This window comes from Roseibium sp. HPY-6, assembly GCF_040530035.1.
In the GTDB taxonomy this organism is placed as follows: domain Bacteria; phylum Pseudomonadota; class Alphaproteobacteria; order Rhizobiales; family Stappiaceae; genus Roseibium.
In genome coordinates, this window is the sequence record NZ_JBEWCD010000002.1 from 2,963,964 (window position 1) to 2,982,898 (window position 18,935).

The 18,935-nt window shown below is 56.3% G+C and carries 16 protein-coding genes, 1 tRNA gene and 1 riboswitch; of the genes, 9 read left to right on the top strand and 8 right to left on the bottom strand.

Features of this window, described 5'->3' with window-relative positions:
* The first annotated feature begins 127 nt into the window (after positions 1–127).
* Complete coding sequence (locus ABVF61_RS24700; RefSeq protein WP_353996184.1) at positions 128–772, top strand: ChrR family anti-sigma-E factor; 645 nt, start codon at positions 128–130, stop codon at positions 770–772.
* A gap of 58 nt (positions 773–830) precedes the next feature.
* Positions 831–1,628 carry an SDR family NAD(P)-dependent oxidoreductase gene (locus tag ABVF61_RS24705; RefSeq protein WP_353996185.1) on the top strand — a complete coding sequence of 266 codons (798 nt, stop codon included), beginning with the start codon at positions 831–833 and terminating at the stop codon, positions 1,626–1,628.
* A 45-nt stretch (positions 1,629–1,673) separates the two neighbouring features.
* Here the strand turns inward: ABVF61_RS24705 and ABVF61_RS24710 are convergent, their stop codons facing one another.
* The 7 genes from ABVF61_RS24710 to ABVF61_RS24740 all read right to left on the bottom strand — a co-directional run bounded on the left by ABVF61_RS24710 (position 1,674) and on the right by ABVF61_RS24740 (position 9,176).
* Positions 1,674–2,903 (bottom strand): class I SAM-dependent methyltransferase, encoded by a 1,230-nt coding sequence (locus ABVF61_RS24710; RefSeq protein WP_353996186.1) that lies wholly within the window; start codon positions 2,901–2,903, stop codon positions 1,674–1,676.
* A 19-nt stretch (positions 2,904–2,922) separates the two neighbouring features.
* Positions 2,923–3,768, bottom strand: coding sequence for a DUF1365 domain-containing protein (locus tag ABVF61_RS24715; RefSeq protein ID WP_353996187.1), 846 nt, complete (start codon positions 3,766–3,768; stop codon positions 2,923–2,925).
* Complete coding sequence (locus tag ABVF61_RS24720) at positions 3,765–5,063, bottom strand: NAD(P)/FAD-dependent oxidoreductase (protein WP_353996188.1); 1,299 nt, start codon at positions 5,061–5,063, stop codon at positions 3,765–3,767. The genes ABVF61_RS24715 and ABVF61_RS24720 overlap by 4 nt, the downstream gene beginning before the upstream one ends.
* A 323-nt stretch (positions 5,064–5,386) precedes the next feature.
* The gene (locus ABVF61_RS24725; protein WP_353996189.1) at positions 5,387–5,983 is read right to left on the bottom strand and encodes a hypothetical protein; all 597 of its coding nucleotides are present in this window, start codon (positions 5,981–5,983) and stop codon (positions 5,387–5,389) included.
* 504 nt (positions 5,984–6,487) lie between these two features.
* A complete protein-coding gene (locus ABVF61_RS24730; protein WP_353996190.1) occupies positions 6,488–7,219 on the bottom strand; it encodes a copper homeostasis protein CutC in 732 nt (243 codons plus the stop codon).
* Positions 7,216–8,124, bottom strand: coding sequence for an ROK family protein (locus ABVF61_RS24735; RefSeq protein ID WP_353996191.1), 909 nt, complete (start codon positions 8,122–8,124; stop codon positions 7,216–7,218). The genes ABVF61_RS24730 and ABVF61_RS24735 overlap by 4 nt, the downstream gene beginning before the upstream one ends.
* Positions 8,125–8,258: 134 nt before the next feature.
* Positions 8,259–9,176, bottom strand: a complete 918-nt coding sequence (locus ABVF61_RS24740; RefSeq protein ID WP_353996192.1) for an N-acetylmuramic acid 6-phosphate etherase — start codon at positions 9,174–9,176, stop codon at positions 8,259–8,261.
* Between the two features lie 158 nt (positions 9,177–9,334).
* Here ABVF61_RS24740 and ABVF61_RS24745 point away from each other — a divergent pair, with 158 nt between their 5' ends.
* The 4 genes from ABVF61_RS24745 (at position 9,335) to ABVF61_RS24760 (ending at position 12,690) form a co-directional block, all read left to right on the top strand.
* The gene (locus ABVF61_RS24745) at positions 9,335–10,096 is read left to right on the top strand and encodes a GntR family transcriptional regulator (RefSeq protein ID WP_353996193.1); all 762 of its coding nucleotides are present in this window, start codon (positions 9,335–9,337) and stop codon (positions 10,094–10,096) included.
* Positions 10,097–10,100: 4 nt separating this feature from the next.
* A complete protein-coding gene (locus ABVF61_RS24750) occupies positions 10,101–11,141 on the top strand; it encodes an SIS domain-containing protein (RefSeq protein ID WP_353996194.1) in 1,041 nt (346 codons plus the stop codon).
* Positions 11,138–12,286 (top strand): N-acetylglucosamine-6-phosphate deacetylase, encoded by a 1,149-nt coding sequence (gene nagA / locus ABVF61_RS24755; RefSeq protein WP_353996195.1) that lies wholly within the window; start codon positions 11,138–11,140, stop codon positions 12,284–12,286. The genes ABVF61_RS24750 and nagA overlap by 4 nt, the downstream gene beginning before the upstream one ends.
* 143 nt (positions 12,287–12,429) lie before the next feature.
* On the top strand, positions 12,430–12,690 hold the full coding sequence (locus ABVF61_RS24760) for a hypothetical protein (protein ID WP_353996196.1): 261 nt from the start codon (positions 12,430–12,432) through the stop codon (positions 12,688–12,690).
* Between the two features lie 113 nt (positions 12,691–12,803).
* Here ABVF61_RS24760 and ABVF61_RS24765 read toward each other — a convergent pair.
* Positions 12,804–12,879, bottom strand: a tRNA-Asn gene (locus tag ABVF61_RS24765).
* 317 nt (positions 12,880–13,196) lie between these two features.
* Positions 13,197–13,407, top strand: a riboswitch (cobalamin riboswitch).
* Positions 13,408–13,440: 33 nt separating this feature from the next.
* On the opposite strand from ABVF61_RS24765, the gene cobU reads away from it, so the two are divergent.
* The 3 genes from cobU (at position 13,441) to cobN (ending at position 18,935) form a co-directional block, all read left to right on the top strand.
* Positions 13,441–13,992: a bifunctional adenosylcobinamide kinase/adenosylcobinamide-phosphate guanylyltransferase gene (gene cobU, locus ABVF61_RS24770; protein ID WP_353996197.1), complete on the top strand. Its 552-nt coding sequence runs from the start codon at positions 13,441–13,443 to the stop codon at positions 13,990–13,992.
* Positions 13,989–15,098: a cobalamin biosynthesis protein CobW gene (gene cobW / locus ABVF61_RS24775; RefSeq protein ID WP_353996198.1), complete on the top strand. Its 1,110-nt coding sequence runs from the start codon at positions 13,989–13,991 to the stop codon at positions 15,096–15,098. Before cobU ends, cobW begins: the two co-directional genes overlap by 4 nt.
* 78 nt (positions 15,099–15,176) lie before the next feature.
* Positions 15,177–18,935, top strand: coding sequence for a cobaltochelatase subunit CobN (gene cobN / locus ABVF61_RS24780; RefSeq protein ID WP_353996199.1), 3,759 nt, complete (start codon positions 15,177–15,179; stop codon positions 18,933–18,935).

Below are 18,935 nucleotides of genomic sequence, written 5' to 3' on the forward strand. Positions count from 1 at the left end.
GTTCTCCAAAACCCCTAGATGAAATTTTAAATTAGAATATTTTTAGGGTACACAATGATCCGGAGAACATTGCACTGCGTACCCGCGATAAAGTAATTTAGGTGCTTGGAGTTTGATGAGAGCAGTAATGGAAAAGAATGTCACCGGAATGGATGAGTTGCTGGCTGGATACGCGGCCGGGACTCTGTCATACCCGGCTCAAGCGCTGGTTGGAGCGCATCTGGAACTGAGTGACCAGAACCGGGGATATGTATCATCTCTGGAGAGCTTAGGTGGCGTGAGTTTGAGTGACGCTGATCCGGTTGCCATTAACGACCGGGATAGCGCACTGTCGGCTATTTTTTCCGATGACGCGCCATTTTCAAACGATAACGCTCCACCAGCAGAATCAGACCCGAAACTGCCGCTGTCATTGCATTCGATCGTGGGCGACACGATGGACGGTCTTCCGTGGAAAACACTCTTGCCGGGTGTGAAAGAATGCAAGCTTGGTGAAATTGACGGGTGCGCAACAAGTCTTCTTTGGGTGCGGGCAGGCAGGGCAATGCCGTCTCACACACATCATGGAACCGAGCTGACCCTCGTGCTGCAAGGCGGTTTCCGTGATGACGACGGTCATTACGTCTCAGGCGATGTCGCGTTCGCCGATGGAGACGTTGACCATAAGCCGATTGCCGATGAGGGCGAAGACTGCATTTGCTTTGCGGTTACGGCCGGTCGCCTCGAACTGACCGGTCCGGTTGGCCGCTGGTTCGCACCTTTTATGCGCTGAATACAAATCTGCTCTCCCTGGCTTTTGCGTAAACACGTCAAAGGCCAAGGAGACAATATTGCCCAAAAACCAATACATTGCCCGCCCTTCGGATGGAGCCGCCTGGGTTACCGGCGCCAGTTCAGGTATCGGACATGCGCTTTCTCTTGAACTTGCCAGGCATGGCTGGCGCGTCGCTGTGACTGCGCGGTCTGCCGAGGCGCTCGAAGATCTTAGCAGCAAGGCGCAGCCTTTCTCAGGCGAAATCATACCCTTTCCGGGCGACGTGAGCGACACGCAGTTAATGGCGGAGCACTGCAACGCGATCTCGCAACAACTTGGTGGCATCAGCCTGCTGGTCGCTAATGCCGGTATCTATCTTCCACAAGATGGACTTGAAGCGGACGTGGATGCATTTCGCACCAGTTTCGACGTCAACCTGATGGGCACTGTCAATGTCGTTTTGCCGGCAATTGCCGATATGAAAGCCAGGGGCAGGGGGCAAATTGCGATCGTGTCTTCCGTTGCCGGTTACGGTGGGCTTCCGACATCAGCTGCCTATGGTGCGTCCAAGGCCGGCCTTATCAATATGGCTGAATCGCTCAAGTTCGATCTGGATCGAGCCGGTATTCGCATACAACTGATCAATCCAGGATTCGTGGACACGCCCGCGACGCAGTCCAATCCGTTCCCGATGCCGCATCTTATCTCGACCGGAGTGGCCGCAAATGAAATCGTCCAGGGTCTGTCGCATCCGAAGAAGTTTGAGATAGCCTTCCCGAAACCCTTTGTTCGGCAACTGAAAGCTCTGAGGCTGCTGCCTTATCGAGTCTATTTTGCGTTGCTCGGCAGAACCACTGGATGGAACAAAAAATAAAGGCCGGTAAAACCGGCCTTTTCCATTTGCTTGCTCGTTTTGGCTTCAGGACGCCTTCACGTAGACCATCTGGCGCACATCAATGTTGCCGGCGCGAAAACCGGCCTCACAATAATGTAAGTAGAATTCCCAAAGTCTCTTGAACCGTTCGTCGAAGCCCAGGGGGCTGATCTGCGGCCAGGCCTGACGGAACCTTTGCCGCCACTCCGCGAGGGTGCGGGCGTAGTCCTGTCCGAAGATTTTTTGCTCCGCCAGATCGAGACCGAGTGATTTGCCGATCTCCACAAGTCTGCCTGGCGGTGGCAGCATGCCGCCGGGAAAGATGTAGCGCTGAATGAAGTCCGTGCCGCGCCGGTAGTCGTCGAACATCTGGTCCTGGATCGTGATGATCTGAAGCCCGGCCTTGCCACCGGGTTTCAGGCACTTGGACAATTGCTCGAAATAGGTCGGCCAGTATTTTTCACCCACGGCTTCAAACATTTCGATCGAGGCAATTCTGTCGAAAACGCCTTTTTCGTCCCGGTAGTCCTGGAACACCACGTCAACTTTTTCGTTGAGACCGGCTTTGAAGATGCGCTCGCTCGCATAGTCGAACTGCTCCCGGGAAATGGTCAGAGCGCGCACATGCGCACCGACAGTCTTGGCGACATGTTCCGCAAAACCACCCCATCCGCACCCGATTTCCAGGATGGAATGATCCGGATTGATGTTGGTCTGCCTTACCAAGGACGCATATTTTTCAGTCTGCGCCTGCTCCAGATCGTTGGTTTCGTTGCTATAGATCGCAGAGGAGTAGGTCATCGACGGGTCGAGCCATTCCTTGTAGAACGCATTTCCAAGATCGTAATGCGCTGAAATGTTCCTTTTCGAACCTCGGCGCGTGTTAGAATTCAGCCAATGGCGAACAGACATGAGAATGCGTGTCAGCGGGCGTCCCTGGATCGCTTCCAAGGTAGATTCCTGATTGATGCAGAACACTTCCAGGAACGTCGTGACATCCGGTGAAGACCAATAGCCGGCCATGAAGGCTTCACCGACGCCGACGTCACCGGCTTTCACGACCATGCGGAAAAACCGCCAGTCATGAATGTCGAGCACACCATGGGGGCCGGCTTCACGCCCGTGAATGCAAAAGCGTCGACCGTCCGGGAAACTTATCTCCAGTTCGCCGTACCGGATCCTGATTGCCAGGCTTGCGGCCATTCGGGCAAGGCGGGGTGCACCCTTCAACTCTTTGCGCAGATTGTCTTTGGTGAGGACAACAGGTTCACTCATGGCAAAACCTCTTGGAATTTCATTTATCTGAGGCGAGCGTCATGGGCTGGTTTTCCAGCCGATCCCGCTTTGCACGTCCGTCCGGTCGTGGGTGAAATGGTACACGCTTGAGCCAAATTTTAAAGGCTTCCCAATGGATTGCCAAAATGACCTTTGCCGTGAGGAATGGTACGCGGGCACATTCTGCAACCAGGGATCGCGAAGTAAGCGGCACACTGTTTCCTGAAAACGTCGCGGATAGGAGAGGACCCTCGGGATCTTTCTCCAGTATGCGCACCCTTACGGCCTTTCCCGGTGGCAGCATTCTGAAGTGATAATGCTGTTCCATGCTCACGAATGGCGAAACGTAGAATTCCTTGCTCTGATCCTGCCGAACACCCGCGTCGCTCAGCTGTCCGGGTTCAAGCGGCAAAGTATAAGTGTGAATTCCTCCGAACGTGTTGCGCACTTCGTAGACGATTGCTGTCAGCCGCTCGTCTTCATCGTAAGCATAGTAGACGCTCAGCGGATTGAACCCGTATCCAAGCAGCCTGGGATAGGCCAGGAGTAGAATTCTAGAAGGACTTGCTATCGACTGTTTCCGCAGCAGCTTCTCCACGTAACGCCTCAGGCTTGACCCGTCACGCGCACCGTGATCGCGTTCATGAAACGAAAGAAGATTGAAACGGTTCATCGAAAAGAAGCGGCTTTGCCTTCCGGCGGCCTCGAGCTGGTCCAGATCGATCAGCAACGAAAACACGGAATAACTGAACCTGTGTTCGGTCGGTTTCATGCGGTGATGCATGACTTTGCCGGAATAAAGCGACGCCGGATCCCTGGGGGGTGGACCGTTTCCGCTGAGTGTATTCATGCGCTCTTTTGTCATTCAGCCGCTTCCAGAAAGTCGGTCGAACCCGATGTCGCCTCCCATGGAAGACGCGCACCAAGGCGTCTGGCAACAGACAAGCCCGAGGCAAGACCATCTTCGTGGAAACCGTGACCATTCCATGCACCGCAGAACCAGGTGTTGTTGACACCCTGTATGTCCGCGAGCCTCTGTTTGGCACTCAGCGCACCTGCGTCAAACTGCGGGTGATCGTAAACGTATTTTGCGAAGGTCTTGTCTTCGTCAGGCGCTTTGAAAGGATTGAGCGTGACAAAGACCGGTTTGCTGCGATCGATGTTTTGCAGGCGGTTCATCCAATAACTTACGGTCACATCCTGCGTCTCTCCGGCCTCCCGGTCAGACATGTAATTCCATGAAGACCATATTTTCTTGCGCTTCGGCATCAGGCTTTCGTCTCTGTGCAGGAACACTTCGTTGGGACGATAGCGGATCGAACCAAGGATATCCCGCTCTGCAGGGCTTGGGTCGCCAAGCATGTCAAGGCTTTGATCAGTGTGGCTAGCAAGCACGACCTGATCGAACACATCCGTGTTGCCGGTCTCGTCCTTCACGTGGACCTTTCCACCCTGGCGAAGTATTTCAACGACAGGCGTCGCAAGCCTGATCTTGCCGGCTAGCGGGGCCAGCAACCGGTTCACGTAGTTCCTGCTGCCGCCGGAGATCGTACGCCACAATGTTGGCTCGAATGAGAGCAGCCTGTGGTTCTCGAAAAATGCCACAAAGCTTTCCGCCGGATAGTCGCGCATTTCGTTGATCGGCGTCGACCAGATTGCGGCTCCCATTGCAAGCAGATAGTCGTTGATGAAGCCTTGCGAGTAGCGGTTCTTTTCAAGATATCCGCCAAGTGTTTCGCCGGTCAGCTTGCCTGCGTGAAGGTCGACAACCGCACGTTTGTTGAAGCGAAACATGTCGCGCAGCATGAACAGGAAACGCGGTGACACCAAGTTGGATCGCTGAGCGAAGACAGTGTTGATCGAGTCGCCCGACCACTCCAGGCTGCCATTGTCAGCAGACAGGGCAAAGCTCATATCGCTTGCTTCGGTCGGAACGTTCAAGTGATTGAGCAGTGCGGTAAAATTCGGGTAATTTCTTTCGTTGTAAACAATGAACCCGGTGTCGACTGAAACATGGGCTCCGTCGTAGTCAATGTCGGCTGTGGCGCTGTGTCCGCCAGCGCGAGGCCTTTTTTCGTACAAGACCACATCGTGATGTTCGTTGAGGGCCCAAGCTACACTGTTTCCGGAGATCCCGGAGCCGATGACGGCAATCCGCATGTTCAATCCTTTTTATGATTCTGGGCAGTCCGCAAGGACATGCGGCCAGTCGGGATTTTCTTCGTATTCTCAGGCAAATACGGCAGAGAAAACAGCGCGGATCACGCAGGCTGATGAATTTAATAAATTATTTTGTCCAAACCATCGGGACACGTTGTCGGCGCGGGTTAGGCCGATCGAAAACCGGCCGGCTGACCTGGCACATGTTTCGACTGGAAACTAGCGCGCATTGTTTGAAAATCGACTGCGACAAAGAAAACCGGACCCGCTGTGCAAGCGGGCCCGGCAACATGATCAAAAACAATACCTGTATTTAATTACAATCAGGCCTGCAGCGTATCGACAAGCCAGTTCCAGGCGATTTCAACCCGATTTCTCGCTGCATCGAAAAAGGCGACTACCTTCTCCCAAACAGACTGTCCGAAATCGGCAACCTGCAACATCGTCCCGCGCTTGACCGGCTCGCTTTCGGTTTCGATCAGCTCGACAGTCGTTGCTTCAGCACCGTCGTTAACGACCCGGCGTGTCACCATAAGTGCACCCTCGGTGGTAAGCCGGGACTCGTCTTTGCCGGCAACGACAGTTTCCTGATCCATTGAGCGCACCACGACAGCCCGGCCATCGGGCAGAAGATGCGTTTCATTGTTGCTCACTTCAGAATCGTAGATCACTTCCCCATAGGAATCGATCAACTCAACCCAGACGGCGCTGCGTCCATCGAGTTCGATCTCACCGACCCATATGGTGAGTTCGCTCTCCAGTGGATCCGTTTGGTCCACCGACGCCGAAGCAACCGTCACAGCGAGACGATCCTCAGGCAACGTAATTGTTTCCTGCGGAAGTTGTTCGGCACCTGCGCTACTCGCCAATGCGAGGATGAGACCCAGCGCAAAAGTTCCTGCTTTGGTATTCCGTTGCATGTTCGCCTCCCAAGGCTAATACAACTAGTTCTACCGCGCTTGAGGCACTTGCAGATTTGGTCTGTTTCGACTCTTTATCTGCCTGAGTTGTTAAGGCTCCTGAGCGTGCGCCCCACGCTGCGCGGTCACGATTTTGCCATTATCGCACCACAACCTGCGTTTTGAGTGTAATGAACATCACATTTTTGGGTGATCTCATTAACTTTTCATAAATAAATGTGGTTTCTGGCCGGTCATTCAAGGTAACTCACCATGACGTGACCAATATCCTCCTGTTAAAAATAACTAAGCAATTCGTTTGTTCCTGTGTTGATTTGCAAAAATTTGGCTTTCAAATACAAAATAATGGTAGCCGCAATTGCTTTTTCGGGCAATCGAGAATCTTGTCGTAACGTAAATTTCGAATTTTAGATTAATTTTCCAACCGGATTGGCGTTGGTGCTTTGAGACAAAGACATCCGAGCCAATGAAGTTGGTAAACTGCGTTACTTCCCATACCCGATTTCATCGAACATCGACTGCCTGACGCAGCGCCCGAACCAGCCGGGCATCGGTCAATTTCTGTCCAGTCGCTGAAGCGAACCCGAGTTGAACCTCTCTGGAGGCGGGCAGGGCGCATTGCCGCATGGAACAGGAGGCGTGTAATTCCTCAACGCCTGTCTCCTTCAGAATTCGGGCGGCATTTGCTGGGGTGACGCCAGAACCAGCCATAATCGAGATCCGTCCCGTCGCGTAGCGCACCGCTTCCCGGATCACGGTGCATCCTTCATCGGCTGTGTTTTGGTGTCCGGAGGTTAGAACACGCTCAAAACCAACAGAAACAGCATCGTCAATCGCGGTTTTGAAATCAGAAAGAGTGTCGAACGCGCGGTGAAGCGTCGCGTTGAGTGCCGTTCCCTGAAGTGCGGGTTTCAAAAATGCGGTGTCCAGCCGGTCTGCATCGGTTACGGACCCGATCACCACACCTTTCATACCGTTTTGTTCTGCGGCCCTGATATCCTTGAGCATCAGTTCTTTTTCGACGTCCGAATACCTGAAGTCTCCCGACCGGGGTCTGATCATCGCATAGACCGGCACTGACAAACCGGATGCGGCAGACATCATACCACTTGAGGGCGTCAACCCGCCTTCGGAAAGAGCGGCGCAAAGTTCTATCCGGTCGGCACCGTTTTCGGCGGCAATCCGGGCGCCCTTGATCGTGTCGACGCAAACTTCAAGCAAGCGATTTGCCTTCACGCCTTTTCTCCAAACATCTTGCGTGCGTGAATTCCCGCACCCTGCAATCCGCCGTTCTCGGCAAAAGTGCCCCTGACAATGAGAGGTTCGGAATAGTCGGCAAGAACAAGAGAACGTGTTTTGATGTCAATCAGCTCCAGAAGAGCTTCGTCGTTCGAAAGACCGCCACTGACCGGGATTACGTCCGGTCCCAGAGTGTTGACGAGAACGGAGAGCGCCCTTGATACCAGGGTCGCATAGACATCAATCGTTCTGGCCGCGTTGTCCTCATGCGCGTGCCAGGCTTCGGTAATGGCACGGCTGGAAAGCGTCTTGCCGTGAAGCGAGGCGTGAATGCGTTCCAGCCCTCTTGCCGAACCTGTTGCATCGACACAGCCTGTCTGTCCGCAACCACACGTGTAGTGCCCGACACCCTCGATCGTGCCGCCAGCTGTCGGGTCGACAATGGGACCATGGCCCCATTCGCCGGCCATGCCGCCAAAACCCGTAACGAGGTTACCGGCAACCACCAGGCCGCCGCCGACCCCTGAACCGAGGATTATTCCGAAGACCACGTCCTTGCCGCGGCCCGTTCCGCTGACCGCTTCGGCAAGAGCGAATGCATTCGCGTCGTTGATGAGGGCGACAGGTCTTTCCAGAGCCTTGGAAAGTTCGTCCTGAACATGCCGTCGATGAAGACAGGGAATATTGGCAACATCCGCCACGCCACTGCGCGCGTCAAACGCTCCAGCCAGCGAAATGGAAATCGGGTCTCCCTGCGTACCAGCTCGGTTCCCTATGGCCTCCACGAACGCCGTCCAGTCGTTTGTGGGGGTTGCAAGACGGCCGTCTTCGGTAACAAAGCCGTCTTTGGTGAGCGCACCATGGCGTATGAAGGTTCCGCCGATATCGAAACAGGTTGTCATAGCCCGCTCATTTGCGCCTCAAGGAGGACATTTTGAGTCAAATTAAATACCAATATGCAACCAATTGAGCCTTTAGTAAACCAGAAACTGCTGAACCGGCGCATCCTGGTGCACAGGATGTTTATCGACCAAGTCTAGAGAAAGGGACGCAGGTTGCCGTCATTGAGGGCAAGCACATTTTCCGCTGCGTTCACGTCGAGACCGTCCTGCAACATCAAAACCGCAACCTTCACGCGGCCGTTGGCGCTTTGAAGCGCTTGCGCAGCTGCATCTGGCGCACATCCGGTCAAATCCTGCAAAATACGCTGAGCGCGCTGGCGGAGCTTGTCGTTATCCGCGACGAGATTGACCATGTGACCACGGACGGCATGCCCAAGTCTGAGCGCTACCAGGGTCGAGATCATGTTCAACACAGCCTTTTGCGCGCTGGCCGCGCCGAGCCGCGTCGAACCGGCAATGATTTCAGGTGGAGTTTGCAGGAAGATAGGGTGGTCAGCCTCGGACAAGAGAGGCGTTTCTGGATTGTTGGCGATGCCGATAGTTGCCGTACCGACCTGTTTCGCTGCCCGGAACGTGCCAAGTGTGTAAGGGGTCGATCCACTCGCCGAGACGCCAATCAGAATATCACCGTTGCCGAGTCCGGATTTACGGAAATCATCAGCTCCGGCAAGACTGTCATCTTCATGGACACCTTCCAGGTGCAGGAGGTTCTCCGCGCCGCCGGCGTAGAGAATCCGCATGCGATCAGCCTGGAAACCGAATGTTCCCGGCAATTCAAGACAATCCGCGATCGCTGTCAAACCCGCGCTTCCCGCTCCCGCATAGCCGATCTTGCCCCCGCTGGACGCAGCAATTTGCAGAGCATTTGCCGCCTTGGCGATCTGTGGAATGGCTTTACCTGCCGCCGTCAGCGCCGCGACCTGCCGGTCGAGCATAATGGAGAGTATCTCCTCGTCTGCCTTTTGAGAGAGCCCGATTGAGAGGGGATCGCGGTCTTCTGTCGTCGGCAGTGTCATGGTCCGGAAACTCTGAAACTCTTTGCTTTTCGCCACGAACCGGGCGCTTCGGACACAAGCCCCGTTTCGAAGCAGCCTGATCGCATTGGGATGAAGCGGGGGTGGCGGAAATCCTTTTACCACTTGATTTTCGGTTCCGATAGAGTTTAAATTGGTATTTGAAAGGTATTATTTTAGCCAAGGCGCTCTGTTCAATGACAGACTTCATAACCATGTTGGAAAACGGCGATTGGCTGGCGGGTTCAAGCGGCCCGAGATACCTGCAGTTGCGCCGCCGGATTTTGCAGGCAATTGACGAAGGTGTGCTGAAAGAGAACGAACCGCTTCCGTCTGAGCGTGAGATTGCCTCGATCACGGAACTTTCCCGTGTGACGGTGCGAAAAGCTGTAGCCGGTCTTGTTGAAGATGAGGTTGTCGTTCAAAAGCGTGGTAGCGGCTCCTTTGTTGCGCCAAAGGTGCAGAAAGTCGAACAGCGTCTTTCCAGCCTTACGTCATTCAGCGAAGACATGGCCCGGCGGGGTTTGGAGGCAAGCAGCGAATGGCTGCGGCGAGGGCTCTATCCGGCATCTCCGGAAGAAATGTTCACGCTTGGGCTGAGTTCGGGGCAACGCGTCGCGCGTGTCGACCGATTGCGCAAGGCCGACGGCACACCAATGGCGATCGAGCGGGCATCCTTGTCGGAACGCGTGCTTCCGGACCCGGAGCAGGTGACGACGTCTCTTTACGAGGTGCTGCGGTCAAAGGGAATGCAGCCGGTGCGCGCAATACAACGGATCTCGGCGCGAAATCTTGAAATCGTTGACGCTGAGATCCTCCGTGTCCCGGCAGGCTCTGCCGGTCTCAAGATTGAACGTGTTTCCTATCATGCGTCGGGGCATGTCGTTGAATTCACGCGATCCGTTTATCGCGGCGACGCCTATGACTTCATTGCAGAACTTCAAATCGCGGAAAATTAGATCAATGGCAGACACAACGCTGCAGATGGACTGCACGCATATGCGCCGTGAAATCGAGGAAATCCCGAGCGCAGTGCGCCGGGTTCTGTCCGAGGCGCATCCGCGTGCACGTGAGATTGCAGAGAAGGCCGGTGCGCCGGTCTTTCTCGCAAGCGTGGCTCGTGGCTCCTCCGATCATGCAGCCATGTTCTTGAAGTACGCCTCTGAGATATATCTCGGACTGGCCATGGCGTCCCTCGGACCGTCTGTGTCATCGGTCTATAAATCGCAGGTCCAGCTCGAAAAGGCACTTTTGATCGCGATTTCCCAGTCTGGAGCCAGCCCTGATATTCTCTCCGTGGTCGAAAGCGCGAAGGAGCAGGGTGCCGTAACGGTTGGCCTGACCAACACGGCCGATAGTCCGCTCGCCAGGCTGTGCACCTCCACACTGGACATATGCGCCGGACCTGAAAAAAGTGTCGCCGCAACGAAGACCTACGTCAATTCGGTGGTTGCCGGCCTTTTGCTTCTGGCCGAAATCGGTGGAGACGCTGCGCTTTTAAATGCACTTGCTGACGTGCCGGCAGAAATGGAAAAAGCCATCGCTATCGACTGGACCGCCCTGGCGGAGCCGATTGAAAGACGCGGGTCGCTTTACGTCGTCGGACGCGGCCCGGGTCTGGCAATCGCCAATGAAGCGGCATTGAAATTCAAGGAAACCTGCCAGATCCACGCAGAAGCCTATTCTTCTGCGGAAGTGATGCATGGACCCGTCTCAATCGTGGAGGACGGGTATCCGGTGCTTGTGCTTGGTGTCCGGGATGCGGCACAGGACGGACTGGCCCGGACGGCCGACAAAATGTCTGCCCAGGGCGGCATTGTGTTTGCCACTACTGACAAGGTCGAACATGCGAACAGGCTCGACTACCAGTCCGCGAGCCACCCGTTGACCGACGCGCTAACGCAAATTGTCTCTTTCTATGCTTTTATCGAGTGGTTTGCCCGACATCGCGGCTTTAATCCCGATGTCCCCAGGCATCTGAACAAAGTCACGCAAACGGTATGAGCGAACCGGCCGCATACATTTGTGCACGCCTCTTTGACGGCGAGGCGATGCATGAGGATGCCGCGCTCCTGGTGCTGGATGGACTGGTTGCCGGTCATTGCGCCGCGTCTGCAGTGCCGGATGGTTATGCGAGCGAAAATCTTGGCGACGGCATTCTGGCGCCGGGCCTCGTCGATCTTCAGGTCAATGGTGGCGGTGGCCTGATGCTCGGCGATGCCGAAACGCTCGATGACATCGCACGCATTTGCAAGGCGCACCTGCCGCTTGGAACAACGGCAATGACCCCGACACTGATTACCGACACACGCGAAACGACGCGAAGAATTGTCGAACTGGGGATTGCTGCGGCGGAAAACACCGTCGCCGGATTTCAAGGCCTGCACCTGGAAGGCCCGCATTTGTCTGCCAGTCGAAAGGGGGCGCATGACGCCGGGTTGATAAGGCCGATGGATGACGACGACAGCGCCCTTTACCTTAAAGCTGCTGATCGTCTTCCGAGTCTGATGATGACGGTAGCCCCTGAAACGGTCACATCCGCGCAGATAACCATGCTTTCAAATGCCGGCATCCATGTCAGCCTTGGACACACTGGTGCCGGATATGACCGTTGTCGCCAAGCCGCAGAAGCCGGAGCCGCCTGCGTGACGCATCTCTTCAATGCAATGAGCCCGCTTCAACACCGCGAACCCGGGTTGGTCGGTACCGCGCTTGATCTTGGCTCGTTGAGTGCAGGCCTCATCGCTGATGGGCTCCACGTCGATCCGGTCGCGATCAGGATCGCGCTGAAGTCGAAAACCGGGCCCGGCAGTATTTTTCTCGTGACCGACGCCATGTCACAGACCGGAACGGACGTGACCACCTTCACGCTCGGCGAACGCAAAATATTCAGGCAGGACGGAAAACTGACACTTGCCGACGGCACGCTCGCGGGCGCCGACATCGATCTGCCTGCGTCGGTCCGGTTCCTGGTTGATCGCATCGGTGTCGACCTGGAAACGGCACTTGCCATGGCAACCAGCATTCCGGCGGATGTCATCAACCGTCCGGTTGGCCGCCTAAAAACCGGTCGCGCAGCCGATTTCGTGCTCTTCAACGGGCCTGACTTAGGAGTAAAGCGGGTTTGGCTTGGCGGCCGGAGCCAGTAACCAGTAGCCAGTAGGCAGTCGCAGGCCGCACCGTTTCAGTGTCTCACCATTCCGAAGTGTAATTGTTCAGAGTGAGCATGGGAATCGGCATAAGCTAAGCGATGCCAGGACGGGCTGGTCGCGAAAAGGGTGAGGGCGGTTGCATGATCTACGAGACGGTTTCGGTATTTGCGCCTGTAATCCTGAGCGCAATCTGCATACCGTTTGTCTTTCGGCGCGCCGGCTTCAGCGGAAAACTCCTATGGCTCACATGGCTTCCGGCTGCCGTTGCCGTTTTTTCGTTTCTTGCTGTGATGTTTGATGAGCGCGGTCTCTTGTCCGGCCCCGTCGGAAACTGGGCCATTGCCGCCTGTCTTATCATGCTTGCGACATCCGATTGGCCCGCCAAAGGAGACCGGGAATAACCCGGTTGGAAAAAGGGCTTTACCGGGAGAATAAGCGGCTCAAAAACACACAACATCACACCCCGCAAAAAGGATGCAGGCGCTTGTCTTGGCTGAATTGTGTTTGGAAAAAATGGCTCCCCAGGCCGGACTCGAACCAGCGACCCAGCGATTAACAGTCGCTTGCTCTACCAACTGAGCTACTGGGGATCACCACGTCAGGGCCGGTACGTGACCGCCCCCGTCGATGAGGATGCGTATATCAAAGGCTTGAACTGTTTGCCAAGCCCCTGAAGGTGTTTTTTTCATCGTGCCGTCATTTTTTTGCTTCGGATGTGGAAAAGAGTAGATAAAACAGCGCCCTAGAGCGATCAAAGTTGTTGAAACCAATACAAAGCGTCAACAGGCCCCTGCGGGCAATGCGGGGCTGGTTGTTCGGAACAACCAGGTCTCCACGACAACCGATAAAATCAAAGCGAATTTATACGCCCGGCCAGTTCTCGCGCTTGTTTCAAGCTGAATATCCGTTTAGGAAGGTTTTTGACGGTTCCGGTGAGGGATGTGCCCGATCCGGATGAAACGGGAATCCGGTAATGCGCCTGGCGCCAGTCCGGAGCTGCCCCCGCAACTGTGAGCGGTGAGCGTCTGCATATGATCCACTGGTCGAGAGGGACCGGGAAGGGATGCAGGGCGCGTTGAACCGCAAGCCAGGAGACCGGCCGTCGCATCTTCAACCCTTGACGCTGTCGGGTGGACGGCTGGGAGAGCGACGTGAGTAAACAACCGGGACGAAGGTCCACTCTTGTCTTTGGCGGTGCCCGTTCGGGCAAGAGCCGTTTTGCCGAAAAACTTGCAATGGATTCGGGTCTTGAGAAGGTCTATCTCGCGACCGGTGCGGCTTATGACACTGAAATGGCTGACCGGATTGCGGCCCACAAGGTCCAAAGAGGTGCAGGCTGGACCACGATCGAAGAACAGCTGGATCTTGCAAACCTGCTCTCGAGCGAATGCCGCGAAGACAGGGTTGTCCTCGTCGATTGCCTGACGCTTTGGCTGTCTAATATCACATTTGCCGAGAAAGACGTCGCCGCTGAATGCGCGAACCTTTGTACGGTGATCGGCTCGCTCAAGGGTCCAAGCATTTTCGTTTCGAACGAGGTCGGCATGGGTATCGTGCCGGAGAACAGACTTTCAAGGTCGTTCCGCGATGCGCAGGGCAGACTTAATCAGGATATCGCTCAGGCTTGCGGCCAGGTCGTTTTTGTCGGCGCGGGCCTGCCTTTGCTTTTGAAACCCAACCCCCAGATGGAAATCACACTATGACGACAAGCGCTCTTCAACCGGGACAGAAGATTCCCGCAACGATCGTGACTGGGTTTCTTGGGGCGGGCAAAACCACTTTGATCCGCAATCTGCTCCAGAATGCAAACGGCAGAAAGATCGCGTTGATCGTGAACGAGTTTGGCGACATGGGGTTTGACGGGTCGCTCGTGAATGGCTGCGCGGATCCGGACTGTGCTGCGGACGAAGTGGTGGAACTCACCAATGGCTGCATCTGCTGCACAGTTGCCGATGATTTTCTGCCGACAATGGAAATGCTGCTGTCGCGAGAAACGCCACCAGAGCACATTGTGATTGAAACGTCCGGACTGGCGTTGCCGCAGCCGCTGGTGCGAGCATTTTCCTGGCCGAGTGTGAAAACGAGGGTCACCGTGGATGGCGTAGTAACCGTTCTCGATGCTGCGGCCCTCGCAGAAGGCCGCATTGCGCTCGACGAGGCTGCGCTCGAAGCCCAAAGGGCTGCCGATGAAGCGCTCGACCACGAAAGCCCTGTTGAGGAACTCTTTCATGATCAGCTTCGCTGCGCGGATCTCGTCGTTCTCAACAAGGCGGATCTTGTCGCACCGGATGCCATGGTGTCGGTAGAGGAACGGATCCAGGGTGAGGTCCGCCCTGCGGTGCACATTGTGTCGTCTGAAAAGGGAATGCTGCCCATTGAAGTTCTGCTTGGGCGCGAGTCTGCTGCTGAAAACGACATGGCGATGCGTCACGAGCATCACCATCATGACCATGACCATGACCACCACGACGACGATCACGACCATGACGATCACCACGAACATCACGACCACCATCATCACGACGACTTTGAAAGCCACGTGATCGACGTTCAAACCTTCGGATCATTGAGAACACTTGAGACCAAGGTTCTTGAGGCGATGAGGCAAAAAGGTGTCCTCAGGATCAAAGGCGCGGTCGGTATCGACGGGAAGCAGGCGCCCGCCATGGTGCAGGCCGTCGGACCGCGCGTTGAGACCTGGTTTTCTGCCGGAGCGGACTCATCCGGTCGCCTTGTCGTGATCGGTCTCAAGGGTTTTGACCTAAACGCAGTGTGCGAGCTGCTCGGCAGCGTCAGGCAAGCAGCCTGAAGCGTCTTCTCTCACACCAAAAATAGCACGCGGCCGACCGACTTTGGCTGACCGAAAACGAATAGAAGACTAGTACAGATGCACATTCTTGCCAGCCAGACCAGACGGATCGATGACGGCGGTGATGCCGTCGATCTCGGGCAGGCACCGGCTGATATCCTCTTCCTGTCGGCGGCCGATACGGAGCTTGGAAGCTTTTCGAGCGCCCATGCCGGCCTCGGGACGGAACGGGCAAGCCTCCGGCTGGCGAATCTGATGGCGCTGTCGCACCCTTACTCTGTCGATCTTTACGCCGAGCAGACGGTTCGCGGTTCCAGACTTGTCATCCTGCGGATCTTGGGAGGCCTAGAATACTGGCGCTACGGTCTGGAGCGCATTGAAGAAGAGGTGCGCGCGAACGGGATCGATCTCATCGCCATTCCCGGCGATGACAAGTGGGACGAGGCACTTACCAGCCGGTCCACGCTTCCAGCCGATGACGTCTATCGCCTTTGGCGCTACTGCGTTGAAGGCGGATCGGGCAACTATGCCAATGCCCTGCGCTTTGCGTCTCATCTCATCGGCAAGGAAGATGAGCCGGCCCAACCGGTCCCGCTGCCACGTGCCGGCATTTATCTGCCCGGCCAGTCAGCGCCCGACGTGGCGGCACTCAAGGCAAGCTGGCCCAACGTGAACCGTCCGGTTGCAGCCATAACGTTTTACCGCGCGCTTGTTCAGGGAGCACAGACGGCTCCCGTCGACGCACTCATGGAGGCGCTCGATCGATCCGGCGTCAACGCGCTGCCGGTTTTCGTCTCCAGTCTGAAGGAAAGCGAATCCGTTGCCGTTCTTGAGAGCCTCTTTGACGAGGTTCAGCCTGTTGCCGTCCTGAACGGCACGGCCTTTGCCGTTTCCAAGGCCGGCAAGGCTCATCAGCCGACACCACTCGACGGTGGCAGAAGACCGGTCCTGCAAGTGGTGTTTTCATCGTCTTCGCGCGAAGGTTGGGAGGAGAGCGACCAGGGGCTGTCTGTGCGTGATCTCGCCATGCATGTGGTCTTGCCTGAAATCGACGGACGCATTCTTTCACGTGCAGTGTCCTTCAAGGAAGAGGGCGTCTTTGATACCGCCACCCAGTCCACGCCCGTCCGCTTTACGCCGGTGCCGGACCGGATCGAATTTGTCGCCGAGCTTGCCGCAAATTGGGCGCGGCTCGCTCAAATCCCGGCGCAGAAGAAAAGTACGGCACTCATTCTGGCAAATTATCCCAACAAGGATGGCCGGCTGGCAAACGGCGTTGGTCTCGATACGCCGGCCTCTTGCGTCAAACTCCTGCACGCCATGCGCGGCGCCGGATTCGAAACCGGCAAGCTGCCCGAAAATTCGGCGGCACTGATGGACATTCTGACATCGGGTGTCACGAACGTGCTCGATGGCAGAGACGACAGAACTGCATACGAAACCCTCTCGCTTGTCGATTATCAGCGTTCGTTCTCGAGCCTGCCGGCGGCCGTAAAGTCATCTGTGGTTGATCGCTGGGGGACACCGGATCGCGATCCGCATGTCGTTGACGGCAAGTTCCGGCTGGCACTGCACCGTTTTGGTGAGCAGGTTGTCGGCATCCAACCGGCGCGCGGCTATAACATCGATCCGAAGGAAACCTATCACGACCCGGACCTCGTTCCACCGCACCATTATTTCGCATTCTATTTCTGGCTGAGACGGAATTTTGGTGCCGACGCCATCATCCATCTCGGCAAGCATGGCAATCTGGAGTGGCTTCCCGGCAAGGCTCTGGCACTCTCGGAAGCCTGTTTTCCAGAGGCCGTCCTGGGCGCTGTTCCGAACATTTATCCTTTTATCGTCAATGATCCGGGCGAAGGTGCCCAGGCCAAGCGCAGAACATCCGCTGTCATAGTCGATCATCTGACACCGCCGCTGACGCGGGCAGAAAGTCATGGTGTTGCCGAAGAACTGGAAACGCTCCTGGATGAATACTATCTCGCCAGTGGTGTTGATCCCCGCCGCCTCAGGGCTCTGACACGGGACATTCTCGATGCTGCGACCCGTCATGGTCTCGACAAGGACATTGGTCTTGACGACACAATGGACGAAGACACGCGTCTTGCCCGGCTAGATGCCCATTTGTGTGACTTGAAAGAGCTGCAGATCCGTGACGGTCTGCATATTCTCGGCGAAAGCCCGGATGGCGATCAGCTGACCGACCTGCTTGCCGCGCTGGCGCGTGTGCCCAGAGGCAACGAACCGCATCAGCAAAGCCTGCAGAGAGCGCTCGCACACGACCTTTTGTTGCACGACTTTGATCCACTCGACTGTGACTTTGCTCGGCCATGGACAGGATCGAAGCCGGAAGAATTGAACTCGGTTTCTGATGCTTCGTGGCGCACGAATGGAGACGCCGTCGAGCGTATTGAGCTCTTGTGCCGCGATTTGATCGCAGGCGACACGATCGCGAAAGAAAGATGGTCTGAAACACGTGCCGTGCTTGAGGAGATCGCCGGCAATCTGAAAACATTGGTCGTGTCGTCCGGGCACGCCGAAACGAATGCAGTGTTGAAAGCGCTCGCAGGCGGTTTCGTAGAGCCTGGACCCTCCGGTGCTCCCTCGCGTGGCCGCCCTGATGTTTTGCCGACAGGCAGGAACTTCTATTCGGTCGACGTACGCGCAGTGCCAACCGAAACAGCCTGGCGGCTCGGCTGGCAATCTGCCGCCCTCATTGCGGACCGCTTTTTCCAGGAAGAGGGAGAGTGGCCGAAGTCGCTTGTGCTCACGTGCTGGGGAACGGCAAACATGCGCACGGGCGGGGATGACATTGCGCAAGCTTTGGCGCTTATCGGCGCAAGGCCGGTCTGGGAGCAGGGGTCTGGAAGGGTTACAGGCTTTGAAGTCTTGAAACTCTCCGAACTCGGTCGCCCGCGCATCGACGTCACCTTGCGGGTATCCGGCTTTTTCCGCGATGCCTTTCCTCATCAGATGGATCTGTTCGACAGCGCAGCGCGCGCGGTCGGGGCATTGGAAGAGCCGGCCGATGCCAATCCGGTTGCTGCACGCATGTTGGAAGAAAGGCATAAACTTGAGGCGGAGGGTTTTGACCATGACGAGGCCGCTCGGCGTGCCGGCTTCCGCGTCTTTGGATCCAAGCCCGGAGCCTATGGGGCCGGGCTTCAGGCGCTGGTTGACGAAGGGATCTGGAGCGAACGTGCCGATTTTGCAGACGCCTTCCTGAGTTGGGGCAGCTATGCCTATGGTGCAGGCGCTGGCGGAGAGGGCGCACGCAGAGAACTCAAGGAACGCCTCACGTCTGTCGATGCCGTACTGCATAATCAGGACAACCGCGAGCATGACCTCTTGGACAGCGACGATTATTATCAGTTCGAGGGGGGCTTGGCCGCGACCGTCGAGACGCTGAAAGGTCATGCACCCAAGGTCTATCACAACGATCACTCCCGGCCGGAACGTCCTCTCGTCAGGTCATTGTCCGAAGAAATCGGACGGGTCGTGCGCGGGAGGGCGGCCAATCCTAAATGGATCAACGGTGTCATGCGCCACGGGTACAAGGGCGCGTTTGAAATGGTCGCAACGCTCGACTACCTGTTTGCGTTTTCCGCGACAACGCGCGCTGTTGGCGACCATCACTTTGACCAGCTTTTTGAGGCCTATGTCGACAACCCGGTCGTTCGGGATTTCCTGAAAGACGCAAATCCGGCGGGTTTTGGTGAAATGCTGGCGCGGTTCCAGGAAGCGATCGATCGTGGCCTCTGGACGCCGAGGCGCAATTCAACCCATGCTGCGCTCACCGAGCTGAAAATACATATTGACGGGAGATCCACGCCGTGA

What these genes read in the sequence shown, in the direction of transcription:
- ABVF61_RS24700 (WP_353996184.1), top strand. Translation starts at nt 128, where the DNA reads ATGGAAAAGAATGTCACCGGAATGGATGAGTTGCTGGCTGGATACGCG.
- ABVF61_RS24710 (WP_353996186.1), bottom strand. Translation starts at nt 2,903, where the DNA reads ATGAGTGAACCTGTTGTCCTCACCAAAGACAATCTGCGCAAAGAGTTG.
- ABVF61_RS24715 (WP_353996187.1), bottom strand. Translation starts at nt 3,768, where the DNA reads ATGACAAAAGAGCGCATGAATACACTCAGCGGAAACGGTCCACCCCCC.
- ABVF61_RS24720 (WP_353996188.1), bottom strand. Translation starts at nt 5,063, where the DNA reads ATGCGGATTGCCGTCATCGGCTCCGGGATCTCCGGAAACAGTGTAGCT.
- ABVF61_RS24725 (WP_353996189.1), bottom strand. Translation starts at nt 5,983, where the DNA reads ATGCAACGGAATACCAAAGCAGGAACTTTTGCGCTGGGTCTCATCCTC.
- ABVF61_RS24735 (WP_353996191.1), bottom strand. Translation starts at nt 8,124, where the DNA reads ATGACAACCTGTTTCGATATCGGCGGAACCTTCATACGCCATGGTGCG.
- ABVF61_RS24745 (WP_353996193.1), top strand. Translation starts at nt 9,335, where the DNA reads ATGACAGACTTCATAACCATGTTGGAAAACGGCGATTGGCTGGCGGGT.
- ABVF61_RS24750 (WP_353996194.1), top strand. Translation starts at nt 10,101, where the DNA reads ATGGCAGACACAACGCTGCAGATGGACTGCACGCATATGCGCCGTGAA.
- nagA (WP_353996195.1), top strand. Translation starts at nt 11,138, where the DNA reads ATGAGCGAACCGGCCGCATACATTTGTGCACGCCTCTTTGACGGCGAG.
- ABVF61_RS24760 (WP_353996196.1), top strand. Translation starts at nt 12,430, where the DNA reads ATGATCTACGAGACGGTTTCGGTATTTGCGCCTGTAATCCTGAGCGCA.
- cobW (WP_353996198.1), top strand. Translation starts at nt 13,989, where the DNA reads ATGACGACAAGCGCTCTTCAACCGGGACAGAAGATTCCCGCAACGATC.
- cobN (WP_353996199.1), top strand. Translation starts at nt 15,177, where the DNA reads ATGCACATTCTTGCCAGCCAGACCAGACGGATCGATGACGGCGGTGAT.